General features: G+C 40.1%; 11 protein-coding genes. All 11 read left to right on the top strand.

The window, feature by feature from the left end:
* Positions 1–267 precede the first annotated feature (267 nt).
* The 11 genes from rpoB (at position 268) to BPR_RS11925 (ending at position 19,328) form a co-directional block, all read left to right on the top strand.
* Complete coding sequence (gene rpoB, locus BPR_RS11975) at positions 268–4,134, top strand: DNA-directed RNA polymerase subunit beta (protein ID WP_026663246.1); 3,867 nt, start codon at positions 268–270, stop codon at positions 4,132–4,134.
* A gap of 103 nt (positions 4,135–4,237) precedes the next feature.
* Positions 4,238–7,966 carry a DNA-directed RNA polymerase subunit beta' gene (rpoC, locus tag BPR_RS11970; protein ID WP_042257990.1) on the top strand — a complete coding sequence of 1,243 codons (3,729 nt, stop codon included), beginning with the start codon at positions 4,238–4,240 and terminating at the stop codon, positions 7,964–7,966.
* A gap of 148 nt (positions 7,967–8,114) precedes the next feature.
* Complete coding sequence (rpsL, locus tag BPR_RS11965; RefSeq protein WP_013281753.1) at positions 8,115–8,534, top strand: 30S ribosomal protein S12; 420 nt, start codon at positions 8,115–8,117, stop codon at positions 8,532–8,534.
* Between the two features lie 194 nt (positions 8,535–8,728).
* Complete coding sequence (gene rpsG, locus BPR_RS11960) at positions 8,729–9,199, top strand: 30S ribosomal protein S7 (RefSeq protein WP_013281752.1); 471 nt, start codon at positions 8,729–8,731, stop codon at positions 9,197–9,199.
* A gap of 48 nt (positions 9,200–9,247) precedes the next feature.
* Positions 9,248–11,365 (top strand): elongation factor G, encoded by a 2,118-nt coding sequence (gene fusA / locus BPR_RS11955; protein ID WP_013281751.1) that lies wholly within the window; start codon positions 9,248–9,250, stop codon positions 11,363–11,365.
* A gap of 136 nt (positions 11,366–11,501) precedes the next feature.
* Positions 11,502–12,692 carry an elongation factor Tu gene (gene tuf, locus BPR_RS11950; RefSeq protein ID WP_013281750.1) on the top strand — a complete coding sequence of 397 codons (1,191 nt, stop codon included), beginning with the start codon at positions 11,502–11,504 and terminating at the stop codon, positions 12,690–12,692.
* A gap of 419 nt (positions 12,693–13,111) precedes the next feature.
* Positions 13,112–13,285, top strand: a complete 174-nt coding sequence (locus BPR_RS20755; RefSeq protein WP_013281749.1) for a hypothetical protein — start codon at positions 13,112–13,114, stop codon at positions 13,283–13,285.
* 631 nt (positions 13,286–13,916) lie between these two features.
* The gene (locus BPR_RS11945) at positions 13,917–14,375 is read left to right on the top strand and encodes a zinc ribbon domain-containing protein (RefSeq protein WP_081441781.1); all 459 of its coding nucleotides are present in this window, start codon (positions 13,917–13,919) and stop codon (positions 14,373–14,375) included.
* A 514-nt stretch (positions 14,376–14,889) separates the two neighbouring features.
* Positions 14,890–16,188 (top strand): zinc ribbon domain-containing protein, encoded by a 1,299-nt coding sequence (locus BPR_RS11935; RefSeq protein ID WP_013281747.1) that lies wholly within the window; start codon positions 14,890–14,892, stop codon positions 16,186–16,188.
* 1 nt (position 16,189) lies between these two features.
* Positions 16,190–17,518: a zinc ribbon domain-containing protein gene (locus BPR_RS11930; protein ID WP_013281746.1), complete on the top strand. Its 1,329-nt coding sequence runs from the start codon at positions 16,190–16,192 to the stop codon at positions 17,516–17,518.
* 55 nt (positions 17,519–17,573) lie between these two features.
* On the top strand, positions 17,574–19,328 hold the full coding sequence (locus tag BPR_RS11925; protein ID WP_013281745.1) for a zinc ribbon domain-containing protein: 1,755 nt from the start codon (positions 17,574–17,576) through the stop codon (positions 19,326–19,328).
* Positions 19,329–19,355: the final 27 nt, after the last annotated feature.

Genomic DNA, 19,355 nt, shown 5'->3' with positions numbered 1-19,355 from the left:
GGAGCACGGTAGTGCGGATTCTTCATAACTGTAGAATTGCGAGAGCACCATGTGCGGAGCAATTCGTATATCAATTACGTGTGGTGAGAAGCACAATTTCGAGTCTGCTTGTCTTTCAAAAAAGTTCTTGACATTCAAATTTCTTTGCAGTATGATTTAGGGTGCACTATTGTGGTGTGGTAGGCCTTTTTGCGCACTTTTTTACGAGCGCTTCTAAATGCCTATTTTACCGCAAAAAATAAAAATTTTAGAACGGGGTGAATGTCAATGGAAAAAAACAGATTACATCCTACCGGCTCTGGTAAAAACATTCGTATGAGTTTCCAGCGTCAGAAGGAAGTCCTGGAGATGCCAAACCTGATTGAAGTACAGAAGAATTCATATCAGTGGTTTCTTGACGAAGGCTTGAAGGAAGTCTTTGACGATATTTCTCCAATTGAGGACTACAGCGGCAAGCTCAGTCTGGAATTTGTTGATTTCAAACTTTGCGAGGATGAGATTGACAAGAACAAGAACACGATTGAGAAATGCAAGGAGAGAGATGCAACATTTGCTGCACCTTTGAAAGTAAAGGTTCGTCTTCATAACAAGGAGAAAGACGAGATCACAGAACATGAAATATTCATGGGCGATCTTCCTCTTATGACAGCTACAGGTACCTTTGTTATCAATGGCGCAGAAAGAGTTATCGTCAGCCAGTTAGTTCGTTCACCCGGTATTTATTATGATATTACATACGATAAGATCGGTAAGGAGCTTATGGCTTGCACTGTTATCCCTAACAGAGGTGCATGGCTTGAGTATGAGACTGATCCTAATGATGTATTCTACGCAAGAGTAGACAGAACAAGAAAAGTTCCTGTTACTGTTCTTATCAGAGCTCTTGGTATTGGATCTAATGAGGAGATTCTCGAACTCTTTGGTGATGAGCCTAAGATTCAGGGAAGTTTTTCTAAGGATTCTTCTACAGATTACCAGAGTGGTCTTCTTGAACTGTACAGGAAGATTCGTCCTGGTGAACCACTTAGTGTTGAAAGTGCTGAGAGCCTTATCAATGCTATGTTCTTTGACCCTAGAAGATATGATCTTGCTAAGGTTGGTAGATACAAATTTAATAAGAAATTACATTTCAAGAACCGTATTAATGGACATGTTCTCGCTGAGGATGTTGTTGATGAGACAACAGGTGAGATGATCGCTTCTGCTGGTACCAAGGTAGATCGTGCTCTTGCTACAGAGATTCAGAATGCGGCTATTCCTTATGTTCTTTTACAGGAAGAGGAGAGAAACGTTAAGGTTCTTTCTAATATGATGGTTGATATTACACACTTCATCGAGTGTGATCCTGCTGAACTTGGAATTAATGAGAATGTTTATTATCCGGTTCTTAAGGAAATTCTTGATGAGTATACTGCCAAGAATGATCCTGAGGGACTTGCAGAAACAATCAAGAAGCGCGTACATGAGCTTATTCCTAAGCACATTACCAAGGAAGATATCATTGCTTCTATTAACTACAATATCCATCTTGAGTACGGTATTGGTAATGATGATGATATCGACCACTTGGGTAACAGACGTATCCGTTGCGTAGGTGAGCTTTTACAGAACCAGTATAGAATTGGTCTCTCAAGACTTGAGAGAGTTGTTCGTGAGAGAATGACAACTCATGATACAGAGGAAGTTTCTCCACAGACTCTTATTAACATTAAGCCTGTACAGGCTGCTGTTAAGGAGTTCTTTGGATCATCACAGCTGTCTCAGTTCATGGATCAGAACAACCCTCTGAGTGAGATTACACATAAGAGACGTCTTTCAGCACTTGGTCCTGGCGGTCTTTCAAGAGATAGAGCCGGATTCGAGGTTCGAGACGTTCACTATACACATTATGGACGTATGTGTCCTATCGAGACACCTGAAGGTCCTAACATCGGTCTTATCAACTCTCTTGCAAGTTATGCAAGAGTTAACGACTATGGTTTCGTTGAGGCACCATATCGTGTAGTAGACAGAACAGACCCTGAGAATCCCAGAGTTACTGATGAGGTTGAGTACCTTACAGCTGATGAAGAAGATAATTACCATGTAGCTCAGGCTAACACTCCTCTTGATGAGGAAGGCCACTTCGTTAAGAAGACTGTTTCAGGACGTTTCAGAGAGGAAACATCTGAATATCCTAAGACAGCTGTTGAGTACATGGACGTATCACCTAGAATGGTATTCTCAGTTGCTACAGCACTTATCCCATTCCTTGAGAACGACGATGCTAACCGTGCCCTCATGGGATCAAACATGCAGCGTCAGGCGGTGCCACTTCTTATGACAGAAGCTCCTGCAGTTGGAACAGGTATGGAGAAAAAAGCAGCTGTTGACTCAGGTGTATGTGTAGTTGCAAGAAAAGCTGGTACTATTGATTTTGTTGATAGTAAGCTTATCCAGATTACATATGATGATGGCGAGAAGGAAGAATTCCATCTTATTAAGTTCCAGAGATCTAACCAGAGTAACTGCTACAACCAGAGACCTATCGTATTTAAGGGCGATCATGTTGAGGCAGGACAGGTTATTGCAGATGGTCCTTCTACATCACAGGGAGAACTTGGTCTTGGTAAGAACCCTCTTATCGGTTTCATGACTTGGGAAGGTTATAACTACGAGGATGCTGTTCTTCTTTCAGAGAGACTTGTACGTGATGATGTTTATACATCTGTACATATTGAGGAGTATGAGGCAGAGGCTCGTGAAACCAAGCTCGGACCTGAAGAGATCACTCGTGACGTTCCAGGCGTAGGTGATGATGCACTCAAGGATCTTGATGATCGCGGAATCATCCGTATTGGTGCAGAGGTTCGTGCCGGTGATATCCTTGTTGGTAAGGTAACACCTAAAGGCGAGACAGAGCTTACTGCAGAAGAGAGACTCCTTAGAGCAATCTTCGGTGAGAAAGCAAGAGAGGTAAGAGATACATCTCTTAAGGTTCCTCACGGTGAATATGGTATTGTTGTAGATGCCAAGGTATTTACAAGAGATAATGGCGATGAGCTTTCACCTGGTGTTAATCAGGCAGTTCGTATCTATATCGCTCAGAAGAGAAAGATTTCTGTAGGTGATAAGATGGCTGGTCGTCATGGTAACAAGGGTGTCGTATCACGTGTACTTCCTATAGAGGATATGCCATATCTTCCAAATGGTAGACCACTTGATATCGTGCTTAATCCTCTGGGCGTTCCTTCCCGTATGAATATCGGACAGGTCCTTGAGATTCACCTTTCTCTTGCAGCTAAGGCTCTTGGATTTAACATCGCTACACCTATTTTTGATGGTGCTAACGAGATAGATATTCAGGATACTCTTGAACTTGCCAATGACTATGTAAATAGCACATGGGATGAGTTCCAGGCTAAGTACAAGGATCTTGTACATCCTGAGATTATGGATTACCTCTATGAGAACAGAGATCACAGAGAACTCTGGAAGGGTGTCCCAATCAGATCAGACGGTAAGGTTCAGCTGCGTGATGGTAGAACAGGACAGAAGTTTGATAGCCCAACAACTATCGGACACATGCATTACCTCAAACTCCATCACCTGGTAGATGATAAGATCCATGCTCGTTCAACTGGTCCTTACTCTCTCGTAACACAGCAGCCTCTGGGTGGTAAAGCTCAGTTCGGTGGACAGCGTTTCGGAGAAATGGAAGTTTGGGCTCTCGAGGCTTATGGTGCAGCTTACACACTTCAGGAAATACTTACAGTTAAGTCTGATGATGTTGTAGGACGTGTTAAGACCTACGAGGCAATTATTAAGGGTGATAATATTCCTGAACCTGGTGTTCCAGAATCATTCAAGGTTCTTCTCAAAGAGCTTCAGTCCCTTGGTCTTGATATCAAGGTACTTCGTGAAGATAACACTGAAGTTGAGATCATGGAGAGCGTTGATTATACAGATTCAGATTATCGTTTTGAAATGGAAGGCGATAATGCACGTGATTACAGCCAGGAATCTTTTGAGGCTAACGGCTATTCCAAGCAGCACTTCGATGAGAGCGGCGAGCTTGTAGCAGAAGCTGAAGATGCAGATGAATTTGAGTCAGAGGATTCATTTGAGGATTTTGATTCATCTGATGATGAGTAATCAGAAATAAACTGCCAGACCGGGAATCCCCGGTCAGGCAGATTGCTGTAACTTAAACTCACATTAACATATAGAAAAGAGGTTACGAATGTCTGATTCAACAATGAATAAAGCAATAAATGAAGCTTCAAATGGCAGAGGCAGCACTCTTCAGCAGGTTTACCAGCCAATGACATTTGATTCAATCAAGATTGGACTTGCATCACCTGAAAAGATCAGAAGTTGGGCACATAGAAACGACAATGATCCACATAGTGGTGAGGTTACCAAGCCAGAGACAATTAACTACAGAACACTTAAGCCAGAGAGAGATGGTCTGTTCTGTGAGAAAATATTTGGACCTACCAAGGACTGGGAATGTCACTGTGGTAAGTACAAGAAGATTAGATATAAGGGCGTTGTCTGCGATCGTTGTGGCGTAGAAATCACAAAGAGCAGCGTTCGTCGTGAGAGAATGGGATATATTGAGCTTGCAGCTCCTGTATCACATATTTGGTACTTCAAGGGAATCCCTAGCAGAATGGGACTTATCCTTGATCTTTCACCTCGTGTACTTGAGAAGGTTCTGTACTTTGCTTCATATATAGTACTTGATCCAGGTGAGACAACACTTGAGTACAAGCAGGTTCTTTCTGAGAAAGAGTATCAGGATGCAAGAGAAGAGTGGGGCGGCAAATTCCGTGCCGGAATGGGAGCTGAGTCCATTAAGGAACTTCTTCTTGATATTGACCTTGAGAAAGAATATACAGAATTAAAAGAAGGACTTGATACATCAAGCGGACAGAAGAGAGCAAGAATCATCAAGAGACTTGAGGTTGTTGAAGCTTTCAGAGAGTCTGGAAATGAGCCAGCATGGATGATCATGGATTGCATTCCTGTAATCCCACCAGATCTTCGTCCTATGGTACAGCTTGATGGTGGTCGTTTTGCAACATCAGATCTTAATGATCTTTATAGAAGAATTATCAACAGAAATAATCGTCTTAAGAGACTTCTTGATCTTGGAGCTCCTGATATCATCGTTCGTAACGAGAAGAGAATGCTTCAGGAAGCAGTAGATGCTCTTATAGATAACGGTAGAAGAGGAAGACCTGTAACAGGCCCTGGTAACAGAGCTCTTAAGTCACTTTCAGACATGCTTAAAGGTAAGTCAGGTCGTTTCCGTCAGAACCTTCTGGGTAAGCGTGTTGACTACTCAGGACGTTCAGTTATCGTAGTAGGACCTGAACTTAAGATTTATCAGTGCGGACTTCCTAAGGAGATGGCTATTGAGCTTTTCAAGCCTTTCGTTATGAAGGAACTGGTTTCAAGAGGAATTTCTCAGAATATCAAGAATGCCAAGAAGCTTGTTGAGCGTCTTGACGAGCAGGTTTGGGATGTACTTGAGGATGTAATTAAAGAGCATCCTGTTATGCTGAACCGTGCCCCCACACTTCACAGACTTGGTATTCAGGCATTTGAGCCTATCCTTGTAGAAGGTAAAGCTATTAAGCTTCATCCACTTGTATGTACACCTTTCAACGCCGACTTCGACGGTGATCAGATGGCTGTACATCTTCCACTTTCTGTTGAAGCTCAGGCAGAGTGCAGATTCCTTATGCTCTCACCTAATAATATTCTTAAGCCTTCAGATGGTGGCCCTGTTAACGTTCCTACACAGGATATGGTACTTGGTATCTACTACCTTACACAGGAAAGACCAGGTGCTCTTGGTGAAGGTAAGTGCTTCAAGAATGTGGACGAAGCTATTCTTGCTTATGAGAATGGTTATATTACTCTTCAGTCAAGAGTTAAGATCAGAATGGATAAGAAGGATGCTGATGGTGTAGTTAAGACAGGTATTGTTGAATCTACACTTGGAAGATTCCTCTTTAACGAGCTTATTCCTCAGGATCTTGGATTTGTAGACAGATCAGATCCAGAGAATTTCTTCAAACTTGAAGTAGACTTCATGGTTGGTAAGAAACAGCTCAAGCAGATCATTACTGCTATTATCAATACACATGGTACATTTGCAACTGCAGAAGTACTTGATAAGATCAAGGATACTGGTTATCACTATTCAACACGTGCTGCCATGACTGTTTCAATTGCAGATATGACAGTGCCTAAGCAGAAGCAGGCTATGCTTGATGAAGCACAGGCTACAGTTGATAAGATTGCTATGAACTTCCGTCGTGGTCTTATTACAGATGAAGAGCGTTACCGTGCAGTTGTTGATACTTGGATGGAGACAGATAAAAAGCTTACAGAAGAGCTTCTTGCAGGTCTTGATAAGTACAACAATATTTATATGATGGCTGACTCTGGTGCCCGTGGTAGTAACCAGCAGATCAAACAGCTTGCAGGTATGCGTGGACTTATGGCTGATACAACAGGTCGTACAATCGAACTTCCTATCAAGTCAAACTTCCGTGAAGGTCTTGACGTTCTGGAGTACTTCATGTCAGCTCATGGAGCTCGTAAGGGTCTGTCTGATACAGCTCTTCGTACAGCCGATTCAGGATACCTGACACGTCGAATGGTTGACGTATCACAGGAACTTATCATTCGTGATGTTGATTGCTGTGCAGACAAGGAAGTTATTCCTGGAATGACAGTTAAGGCATTCATGGATGGCAAGGAAACTATCGAGCCATTAAAAGATAGAATTACAGGAAGATATTCTTGTGAGACTATTAAGGATAAAGATGGAAATGTAATTGTTAAGAAGAACCACATGATTACACCATCTCGTGCAGCTAAGATCCTTTCAGTAGGTGTAAATGCTAAGGGAGAGCCTGTTGAGGCAGTTAAGATTCGTACAATCCTCACATGCCGTTCACACAATGGTATTTGTGCAAAGTGCTACGGAGCTAACATGGCAACAGGAGAAGCAGTTCAGGTTGGTGAGGCTGTTGGTATCATCGCTGCTCAGTCAATCGGTGAGCCTGGTACACAGCTTACAATGAGAACATTCCATACTGGTGGTGTTGCCGGTGGTGATATCACACAGGGTCTTCCTAGAGTAGAAGAGCTTTTCGAGGCAAGAAAACCTAAGGGACTTGCTATTATTTCAGAACTTGATGGTAAGGTAGAAATCAGAGATACCAAGAAGAAACGTGAAGTTATCGTTACTAACGATGAGACTGGCGAGTCTAAGGCTTATCTCATTCCTTACGGATCAAGAATTAAAGTTCAGGACGGCGTTACAATTGAAGCCGGTGATGAACTTACAGAAGGTTCAGTTAACCCACATGATCTTCTTAAGATTAAGGGAATCCGTGCTGTACAGGATTATCTCCTTAGAGAAGTTCAGAGAGTTTACCGTCTGCAGGGTGTTGATATCTGCGATAAGCATATCGAGGTTATCGTACGTCAGATGCTCAAGAAGGTAAGAATCGATGAGAGTGGTGATACAGAATTCCTTCCAGGAACTCTTGTTGACTTCCTTGATTTTGAGGATAGTAATGAAGCACTTGTTTCAGAAGGCAAGAAGCCTGCTGAAGGTAAGCAGGTAATCCTTGGTATTACCAAGGCAGCTCTTGCTACTAACTCATTCCTCTCAGCTGCTTCCTTCCAGGAAACAACAAAGGTTCTTACAGATGCAGCAATCAAAGGTAAGGTTGATCCTCTTATCGGACTTAAAGAGAACGTTATCATTGGTAAGCTGATTCCTGCAGGAACAGGTATGAAGAGATATAGAAATACAACTCTTAATACTGATGTTAATTTCAAGGATCCTGAGAAACTCATTCTCAAGAAGAGAAGAAGAGATTTCGATGATGAGTTCATTGATGTTGCAGATGACGTTGAAGATGACGAGCTTACTGTAGCAGATGATGAAGAGTAATTTATAAATTTTTACTAAAACGGTTGTACTGAAAAATTTAGTTGACAACCAAAATGATAGTATTTATAATTCATAATTGCGTGTATCGACAAAGGGGTGAATTCTGCCCCTTTGTCGTATGCATATATCAAAATAGGAGGTAAAAAGAATGCCAACATTTAACCAGTTAGTTAGAAAGGGTCGTCAGACATCTGTTAAGAAGTCTACAGCACCTGCACTTCAGAAGGGATTCAACTCTCTTCACAAGAAGGCTACAGCAACAGCTTCACCTCAGAAGCGTGGTGTATGTACAGCTGTTAAGACAGCTACCCCTAAGAAGCCTAACTCAGCTCTGAGAAAAATCGCCAGAGTTCGTCTTTCTAACGGTATTGAGGTAACAAGCTACATTCCTGGTGAGGGACACAACCTTCAGGAGCACAGCGTTGTTCTTATCCGTGGCGGAAGAGTTAAGGATTTACCTGGTACAAGATACCATATCATCAGAGGTACTCTTGATACAGCAGGTGTAGCCGACAGAAAACAGGCTCGTTCTAAGTATGGCGCTAAGAGACCAAAGGCGTCCAAGTAAGATAGTAACTAAAAATCTAATTTTATAGTGTTGGGATTCTTTTAACATAGTTATAAGTAACACCCCATTTTATGGGTAGTATTATTTTTTCTAAGTTAGAAAACCGCACGTACACTAAGATTAGTGAGTACCGATGATTTATAGTAAGCAGTGACTTTATTATAATCATTGCAATTCTAAAGGAGGGAAGAACCGTGCCGCGTAAAGGACATATTGTAAAACGTGACGTATTAGCGGATCCTTTATACGATAACAAGGTTGTTACTAAGCTTGTTAACACAGTTATGCTTGATGGTAAGAAGGGCGTAGCTCAGAAGATCGTATATGGTGCATTCGCACAGGTAGAAGAGAAGGCTGGTAAGCCTGCTCTTGAAGTATTCGAAGGAGCCATGAATAACATCATGCCTGCTCTCGAGGTAAAGGCTAGACGTATCGGTGGTGCTACATATCAGGTTCCAATCGAGGTTAGACCAGACAGACGTCAGGCTCTTGCACTTCGCTGGCTTGTAAACTTTTCACGCGCTAGAGGCGAGAAGACTATGGTTGATAGACTCGCTTCAGAGATTATGGATGCATACAACAACACTGGTGCAGCTGTAAAGCGTAAGGAAGATATGCACAAGATGGCAGAAGCAAACAAGGCGTTCTCACACTACAGATTCTAATCTGCAGCGTAGAGATGTGTGTTTAGATTTAATTAGGAGGAAGAACCTTTGGCTGATAGACAATACCCATTGGAGAGAACCAGAAACATCGGTATCATGGCTCATATTGATGCTGGTAAGACTACACTTACAGAGCGTATTCTTTACTATACCGGTGTAAACTATAAGATTGGTGAGACTTACGAAGGTACTGCTACCATGGACTGGATGGAACAGGAGCAGGAAAGAGGTATCACAATCACATCTGCAGCTACAACATGCCATTGGACACTTCAGCAGAATGGTAAGCCTAAGCCAGGTGCTCTTGAGCATCGTATCAATATCATTGATACACCTGGACACGTTGACTTTACCGTTGAGGTTGAGCGTTCACTTAGAGTACTTGATGGTGCTGTAGGTGTATTCAGCGCTAAGGAAGGCGTTGAGCCACAGTCTGAGAACGTTTGGCGTCAGGCTGATGGATTTAATGTTCCTCGTATGGCATTCATCAACAAGATGGATATCATCGGAGCAAACTATTATGGAGCTGTTGAGCAGATTCGTAATAGACTTAAGAAGAATGCTATCATGATCTATATTCCTATCGGTGCTGAGGATCAGTTCCAGGGAATTATCGATCTTTTCGAGATGCAGGCTTACATTTACAATGATGATAAGGGTGAGGATGTTACTATTGGTGAAATCCCAGCTGATCTTAAGGATGATGCTGAACTCTATCATCAGGAGCTTGTTGAGAAGATCTGTGATCTTGATGAAGATCTTATGATGAAGTATCTTGAGGGTGAAGAGCCTTCAATCGATGAGCTTAAGGCTGCACTTCGTAAGGCAACTTGCGAATGTAAGGCTTTCCCTGTTTGCTGTGGTTCTGCTCACAGAAACAGAGGTATTCAGAAGCTTATCGACGCTATCATCGAGTTCATGCCTTCACCTATCGATATCCCTGCTTGTAAGGGTACAGATATGGATGGTAATGAAGTTGAGGTTGAGTCAACTGATGATGGCCCATTTGCAGCACTTGCATTCAAGATTGTCAGCGATCCATTCGTAGGAAAGCTTGCTTTCTTCCGTGTATATCGTGGTACTGCAAATTCAGGTTCTTATGTACTTAACAGTACTAAGGACAACAAGGAACGTCTTGGACGTATCCTTCAGATGCACGCTAATAAGCGTTCAGACCTTGATAAAGTATATTCAGGAGATATCGCAGCTGCTGTTGGTCTTAAGAACACAGTAACTGGTGATACACTCTGTGATGAGAAGAATCCTGTTATTCTTGAGTCTATGGAGTTCCCTGATCCTGTTATTGAGCTTGCTATCGAGCCTAAGACTAAGGCTGGTCAGCAGAAGCTTGATGAGGCTCTTATGAAGCTTGCTGAAGAAGATCCTACATTCAGAGCTCATACAAACCCTGAGACAGGTCAGACTATCATCGCTGGTATGGGTGAGCTTCACCTTGATATCATCGTTGACAGACTTCTTAGAGAGTACAAGGTTGAGGCTAACGTAGGTGCTCCTCAGGTTGCTTATAGAGAAGCTCTTACAAAGGCTGTAGACGTTGAGTCTAAGTATGCTAAGCAGTCCGGTGGACGTGGTCAGTACGGACACTGTAAGGTTCGTTTCGAGCCTATGGATGCAAACGGCGACAATCTTTACCAGTTTGATAGCGAAGTTGTTGGTGGTGCTATTCCTAAGGAATTCATCCAGCCAATCAGCGAAGGTATCGAAGAGGCTATGAAGGCTGGTACACTTGGTGGATATCCTGTAGTAGGTGTTCATGCAACAGTTTACGACGGATCATACCATGAAGTTGACTCTTCAGAAATGGCATTCCATATTGCCGGATCTATGGCATTTAAGGATGCTATGCAGAAGGGTGCTCCTGTTCTTCTTGAGCCTATCATGAAGGTTGAAGTAACAATGCCTGAGGAGTACATGGGAGATGTTATCGGTGACGTTAACTCTCGTCGTGGTCAGGTTGAAGGTATGGATGACCTTGGTGGCGGTAAGATCGTTAGAGCACATGTTCCGCTTGCTGAGATGTTCGGATATGCTACAGACCTTCGTTCTAGAACACAGGGACGTGGTAACTACTCAATGTTCTTTGAGAAGTACGCTCCAGTTCCTAAGAACGTACAGGAAAAAGTCCTTTCAAATAAGGGCAACTAATAAAATATGAATGTTTCGCCGTTTAAATCAAGCAAAATGCTTGATTTAGCGGCAAACATTTAATATAATCGATATAGTCGGTTAAATTATGTATGAAAATGTTGGATAACATTTCACTTAAGGAGGATATTTAGAAATGGCAAAAGCTAAGTTTGACAGAAGCAAACCACATGTTAACATTGGTACAATCGGACACGTTGACCATGGTAAAACAACTCTTACAGCTGCTATCACAGCAGTACTTGCTGATAGAGGATTCAGCCCTGCAGTAGCATTCGATCAGATCGATAAGGCTCCTGAAGAGAAGGAAAGAGGAATCACAATCAACTCTGCTCACATCGAGTATGAGACAGCTAACAGACACTATGCTCACGTTGACTGCCCAGGTCACGCTGACTACGTTAAGAACATGATCACAGGTGCAGCTCAGATGGATGGTTCTATCCTTGTTGTTGCTGCTACTGATGGTGTTATGGCTCAGACTAAGGAGCACGTTCTTCTTGCTCGTCAGGTTGGTGTTCCTTACATCATCGTATTCATGAACAAGTGCGATATGGTTGATGATCCTGAGCTTCTTGACCTCGTTGAGATGGAGATCAGAGACCTTCTTACAGAGTATGAGTTCCCTGGAGATGACACACCTATCATCCGTGGTTCAGCTCTTAAGGCTCTTGAGGATCCTAAGTCTGAGTGGGGTGACAAGATCATCGAGCTCATGGACACAGTTGATTCTTACATTCCTGAACCTACTCGTGAGACAGATAAGCCTTTCCTTATGCCTGTTGAGGACGTATTCACAATCACAGGACGTGGAACAGTTGCTACTGGTAGAGTAGAGAGAGGTCACCTTAACCTCAACGACGAAATCGAAATCGTTGGTATCAAGGAAGAGACTTCTAAGTCTGTATGTACTGGTATCGAGATGTTCAGAAAGACTATGGACTACTGCGAAGCTGGTGATAACGTAGGACTTCTTCTCCGTGGTGTTGATCGTGATGGCATCCAGAGAGGTCAGGTTGTAACAAAGCCTGGCACAGTTACATGCCACACAAAGTTCACTGCTGAGGTTTACGTTCTTACTAAGGACGAGGGTGGCCGTCATACACCTTTCTTCACAAACTACAGACCTCAGTTCTATTTCAGAACAACTGACGTTACAGGTGTCTGCAACCTTCCAGATGGTGTTGAGATGTGCATGCCTGGTGACCACGTAACAATGTCTATCGAGCTTATTCACCCAATCGCTATGGAGCAGGGTCTTAAGTTCGCTATCCGTGAGGGTGGACGTACAGTTGGATCAGGTAAGGTTGCTACAATCGTTGAGTAATCTTAACAAACCTAGATTTTATGCAGCTTCCAGAGTTTCTCTGGAAGCTGTTTTTTTGTATACAATCTTGCTAAAATTGGTCTATGGCTCTAATTTGGCTCTAAAAATTTGGATAAATTCAGAGTCAAGCGAAAGTATTTCAAAATTCATATGTCGAGCTCGCTCGAACAAATGTATTTTGGAATACTTTCATTTGGCGGATATCCGCCAATGAGGAAAAGATTTCGTTTCCGAGTCTTGACTCTGATTATATTCAGTATTTATGCGCTTTTGAAAAGTGGAGTCATGGTGCTAATTCTAGCTATGTTTTGTCGAAAATAATTATATATACGACTTGTTTTTGTTATGTGTTAAAAGAAATAACAATGGTTGCCAAAATCATTGTTTATTCTTCGTGAGTATCCAGAAAGGAGGATTTTATGGCAGATATTAGATCTGTTCAAGATTTTAAGGAATTTCTTAAAGACAACAGAGAACTATTACATAAAAAAGCTGTAAGAATCGAAGATCTTCCTCCTGATGATGATTGGATTCTCGATGATGAATGGGATGAAATCTATGAACAAGAGGTTTTAAAGCGTGGAAAAGTATGAAATTGGGGATGGTTCATTTTCCTTTTGAAGATAAGGATCAGGAGAAACGAAGACCTGCATTTCTTTCTAAAAGACGATGAAGACGATTGTACACCAATGTACCTTGCTTTAGACTATTAAGGATAATTATAAAAGAACTGCTGAATGATATTGTTCAGCAGTTCTTTATTTTATGATATAGGAAATTTCTCCGAAATTCCTATATCATAAAAAACGCTCCGCTATGGATGCGCACTCGCGCGATAGGTAAATGTTGCATAAATGCAACCGCGCTCGGCGCGAGCATGTTGCAAGCAACATGCTTTCTTGATACTTGGAAATTATATTTACTGATTATCTTCCGTCGATAGAAATAATAATTCAAAAAACCGAAAAAACGTAAATATCTATATATTTTTTAAAGAGTAAACATGATAAAATAGTTTACACATCTGAATAAGAAAGGACTTGCAGATTAAGTGATTCAGAAATATACTTTGACAGACAGACAGACAGACAGACAGACAGACAGACAGACAGACAGACAGACAGACAGATGAGATAATTCTGTCTTCTTTTGATATAGAAATAGTATGTGACGTCCATAAATGAGCTTGTTGAAGCTAACAGGTTCATTCATGGGCGTTTTTGTATGCAAAAAATAATGGAAAAGAATGGGAGAAAACAGGTTATGAGACTTTTTGACAGACCACAGGAAAATGAAAGAAAGGGAGATGCTTACGAAGAGAAGCTAAGAGACTTAAAGGCTCAGAAAATTCGTATTACAAGACAAATCGGAGAGAAGTTTATTGAGGAGAGCGCAGGAAAAGATATGGCAGCAACTCCATATGCAGATCTCTTTGCACAGCTGTCAGGAACCGAGGATGAGATTGATCTTACATTAAAGCGCCAACTTGCATCAAGGGGACTTAGAAAGTGTGAAAGCTGCGGAGCAGAGCTTCCAATCAACAGTGCATTTTGTAATAAGTGTGGTGCCAAACAGGGAGAACTTGAAACTGAAGTTGTAACAGCTGGTAGAATCTGCCCTAAGTGTGGAGCAACTTTGGAAGAAGGGGATGTATTTTGCATTAGTTGTGGGTATAAATTGTAAAAATATTACGGTGGTATTTAGAGATGCATGGAAAATGGATATGCCCATGGAACATCAGCACCGACAACTTCATGTTCAGGAGAAAAAATCCTATGTGTATGATACTTCAACCTCAACAAGGATGCCCACCCTAATCAAGGTCGCGCCAAAAACGTGACCCTGAAGAGTGATTATCATATACAGTGCATGACCTATGGCAGAATGGCCAGTCGTTCTCGTGCTTCTTTGTTAATCTAGCTTTTATGCTGATGCGTTTAACCCCGTCTACATCATCATATATATAACAGCACTCGATAACAGTATTCTTGACATTGAGTTTTTTCTTTCATGATGCATTAGTTGAAACCACTTGTGGATACTCTTTTTTGTTTTTTGTTTGGTCGCTAATACATTAAAGAAAACCAAGTGGTTTTCAAAATGCAACTGTTATTAGTTTAAGGCTAGGTACCCCACAATCATGCTTGATGCTCAAATTAAATTGCAAATTATGAAGACTTGTACAGGAGATTGTATTATGTATTGCCAAAACTGTGGAGAAAAAATTAATGACAAAGAATCATCTTGCCCGTATTGTGGTTCAATTATAGACATAAAGAATGATGGCAATGACAGTGAGAAAAAAAGGATAATGAATAACCGAGGCGGAATCATATATTTAGTAGCTTTAGTATTTGTAGCAGTTTGTGTGTTGGCACTTTATATCTATATAAATACTTATGAATATGAAGTTGAAACTATGTGGCTTGAAGGAGCGCTTAGAAACACAGAAGAGAAGATGTTTTGCATTTTTCCGGATGATATTTTATCTCACTATGCAAGAAATAATGACTTATTTGAGGATACTATGGGATTGCCTCAAAAAGCAATAGTCTACAGTTATGATGGAGACGAATACAAAGAATTGAAAGAGTATGACTGTGGACTAGCTGCAATGGTTGAGTATGATAACGTAGTTGTCAACTATAAAAAAGATAAGAATAAAAGAATATCTGAGCTGGAATGGGATGAATATGATGAAATAGAACATTATTCATTTTTTTATACTAAAAGCGATCATCTGAGTTATATTTTAGAAGACAGTTTAGATACAGAAAGCAGAGTAATGGCGATAGTATTTGATAATAGAGCATATGAAAAAAATGCAATGGTAAATTGGGCAACTAATGGTGTGTGGGCTTCGTATGCATGTATTCATTCAACTCAAAATAATGTTGTAGGAGGCGACACTATTGATGTAAAGTGCAGAAAAGATGGGTTGGTAAGCGAACTGTATTGCTATGATGAACTAATGAATTTAGTTATGAAATATGATTTTGACTACAATGAAGATGGCTTTTTTACTCAAATAATTGCCACCGACAATACAGGAGAAAATGTATTGGAATGTATATATAGTTATTTATATGATAACGAAGGAAGAGTATTAAAAGAGAATTGTTCAGAAACATGGAAAGAAAATGAAAGATTACAAACTGTTAAAGAGAGCAGCAGTTATAATTTTAATTTTGCATATTTGGATAATAATCTTTCTGAAATAGAAATGGAACGTAAATATGAATCAGGTACAATCGCACACACCATATGTTTTGATGTTTTTGGGAATGAATTAGGAGAAGATGTAAATAAAATATTATATGAGAAGGATTCATCAGGCAAAATAGTTTCTGCTAAAATTTCTTATAAAAATAGTGATGGTGTTAGAAAAATTGAATATGACAAAAACGGTAATGTGTCTAGTGTTACAGATTTTGACGATAGGGAAATTGTTAGAAAAGTGAGATTTCAATATAAAAAAAATAGAGGTAAACGTTAACATGTATTGCAACAAATGTGGTGAAGAAATAAGAAATGGGGTTGCTTTTTGCCCTAAATGTGGGAACAAGGTCAATGCAAGAAACAATAATGTAGTATCCCGTAATTATGTTGATGGAAGAATTAAAAAAAATAGTGAAGTAAGTAAATTTGGCAGCAATTTTTGTGGGAAATTAAAGGATATTCTGATCAATATAAAAATATTGTTCATGAAAATGAAAACGATTGTTGGTAGATGGCTTATTAGAGGGAAATATTGGAAAGTAGCTATACTTGCTATTGTTTTTGCTATGGCGATAATACTGATAAACAAGGGAATCAAAATATGCAGATATAATACATCCCCTGAGTATAGATGCTCTGTTGATGGACACACGTGGGATGAAGCTATATGCGATAAACCAAAGACATGTAGCGTATGTGGAGTTATTGTGGGGAACCCGCTTGGCCATGAATGGACGGAAGCAACCTGCGAGAAACCTAAAACTTGCCAGAGGTGTGGAGCAACTGATGGAAGTGTCATTGTTCACCAGCTTAATACATACGTAGGAAGTGATAATGTAGGTCGCTGTGATATATGCGGAAAACAGATTGCTCAATCCATTGGAGAGTGGGACAAAGAAAAAATTAAAGATTATTTCAAAATTATACTTGATAAGGAACAGATAAGTTGTTTTGATTCATATTGGGATAATTTTTGGGGCGTTACGATGTATGGAATATCATATCCGCTTAGCATAAAGCCAACAAGTCGTACGGATATGCATTTTTTTGGCCGAGTTAAGGTTAAAGATGCTATGAAAAGTCACATGAAAGATTTTTACTTTTATATAGATGATGATGGATATGGAGATACAGAGGCAACAGTGTATTCATCTCACTATATAAATGATCAAGAATATGATTTTAATGCCACTTATGATTCTGAGTGTTGGGGAGATTGCTATTTCTACTATGAAAAAGAACTGTTACCGGAAACATATAATTCGAGTGGTAACGATGATAATGAAGTAGCTTCATATATTATGAACCAGAGTCATTTCTATAAATTGGCTGGTACTTGGACGAACAGTAGCGGGACGTTTTTGATTACAATTAAGAATAATGGGATTATGGAAGTGGAGGATACTAACAGAGAATCTCTTTTTCAATTTGATTCTTATTTCTATACTGAAAAGGATGAGGAGACGATTTATCTATCGTCCATTAATGAGGATTCAGGCGTATTAGGTGATTTTTATCAAAATGGAAATATGTACTATCGGTACGATGGAAAAATCTTAAAAATGTGGTCTGACGAAGAAGAGTATACCTTTACGAGATTAGAATAAAAAATAGCGTAATAATTTGATTTTCTGTATTTTGGAGCTTTTAGGAGGTTTTGGAATGTATTGTGACAATTGTGGGGCAGAGGTAAGAAATGGAGCAGCATTTTGTCCTGTCTGCGGCAATAGGATAAATAAACAGAAAAAGGTAGTAAGTAAAAATATTGTTGTAATCATCATGATTGCTATTATAGCGATAATAGTGGGAACTATAGGAGTTATTTTAGTGAAAAAAAATACTGTTGTAGAGCAGGAAACTTTAGCGTCTGAGGCAACTGTCATAGAGAAGCAGGAAACAGCTATAGAGGCAGCTTCTGAGCATGAAGAGAAAAAAGATGATGTTTACAGAGAGTATGCAGATGACGGAACACTTTTGATGGAGCAATTTTCAAATAGTGATGGGAGCATTGTTAAGGAGGTCTATTATACAGACGGGTATGTAAGTAAAGAACTGCTATACAGCAAAGACGGTTATGTTCAGCAGGAAACGGTGTATAACTCAGATGGAGTGGTTATTAAGGACTCAGGCTTTTATGGGGCTGAGATGCCGGAATACCTGAATGAATACTATGATGAGGGAAATTTGAAATATGAAGCGAGATATAATAGGAACGGTGCTCTTAGATTTGTCCACGAATATGATGAAAGAGAAAATCTCATAAAAGAATCCCAATATAACGAAGATGGGACCTTTGATTATTCATATGGCTATGAGTATTTTGAAGATAACAGCCTTATGAAAATGATTTATTTTGATCATGAAGGTAATGCTCAAAAAGAGGAAGTGTATAAAACAGTTGGTGGAATCAGATACATTGTTGAACATAATCGTGAAAATAATACTGAAATAGATGTGTTTTACCGAGAAGATGGCAGCAAAATAGGGAAAATTGCCTATGAGTATGACGAAAACGGAAACATCACTAATATGTTCCAATATTCAAAGAACGATGCTGAACCCGACTATCATTATGAGTACGAATACAATGAAAGTGGGGACATTACGAATTTTTATACATATTACTCAGATATCGAGGAGCATGTTTCGTACTCATATGAGCTTGATGATCAGGGAAAGAGGATAAAACATACTTATGATGACAAGTGGAATGAAGAAAGACTCTACGATGAAAATGATAGGGAGATAAAGTGCCTTGCTGGTGATGATGTTCGCGAATATTCCTATGATGAGAATGGAAATAAGATAAAGGAGCATAGCTACCATATCTGGCATTCAGATACAGATGTCATTCAGAATGAAGAAACAATTGACTACGAATACGATAAGCAAGGAAATCTTTTGATTAAAAGAGATACTTCCGATTCCAAAGTGACAATAGAGGAATATGAGTATGACTACAATCTATCCGAAGGAGGTATTTTGAAGAAATATAAAAAGACTTATCCGGACGGTGGATGCGATATTGGTGAGCTGATTTATGATGATAGCGGAAATGCTGTTAAATATGAGGAATACAGCGAATGGGATGGTGAAAAGCACGTTAAAAAAGAAATGTTCTATGAGAACAATATTTTAACCAAGTCTTGTAGGTACATGGATAATTACGAAACCGGAGAGCGTCAGGTTTTAATCGAGGAGCGGTTTTATGATAATTATGGGAATTGTACAAAGTGTATTGATTATAACTCAGACGATAATTATAGAAGTATAGGGTATGTCGTTACAACTGATTATGACTTTTATGGCGGGCGTGATGAAAGACAGATTGATGATAAAGGTGAAAATATCAGGTATGTGTCTCGGATTCCTAACAGACGCGGCGGATTATCGTTGTTTGATCTTATGTTGAAATGATAATTTATTAGTTACAAGGAGTGTTGG

The organism is Butyrivibrio proteoclasticus B316 (assembly GCF_000145035.1).
GTDB classification, from domain to species: Bacteria; Bacillota; Clostridia; order Lachnospirales; family Lachnospiraceae; genus Butyrivibrio; species Butyrivibrio proteoclasticus.
Note: the sequence above shows the minus strand (reverse complement) of the source record. Positions and strands in the feature narration are given on the sequence as shown.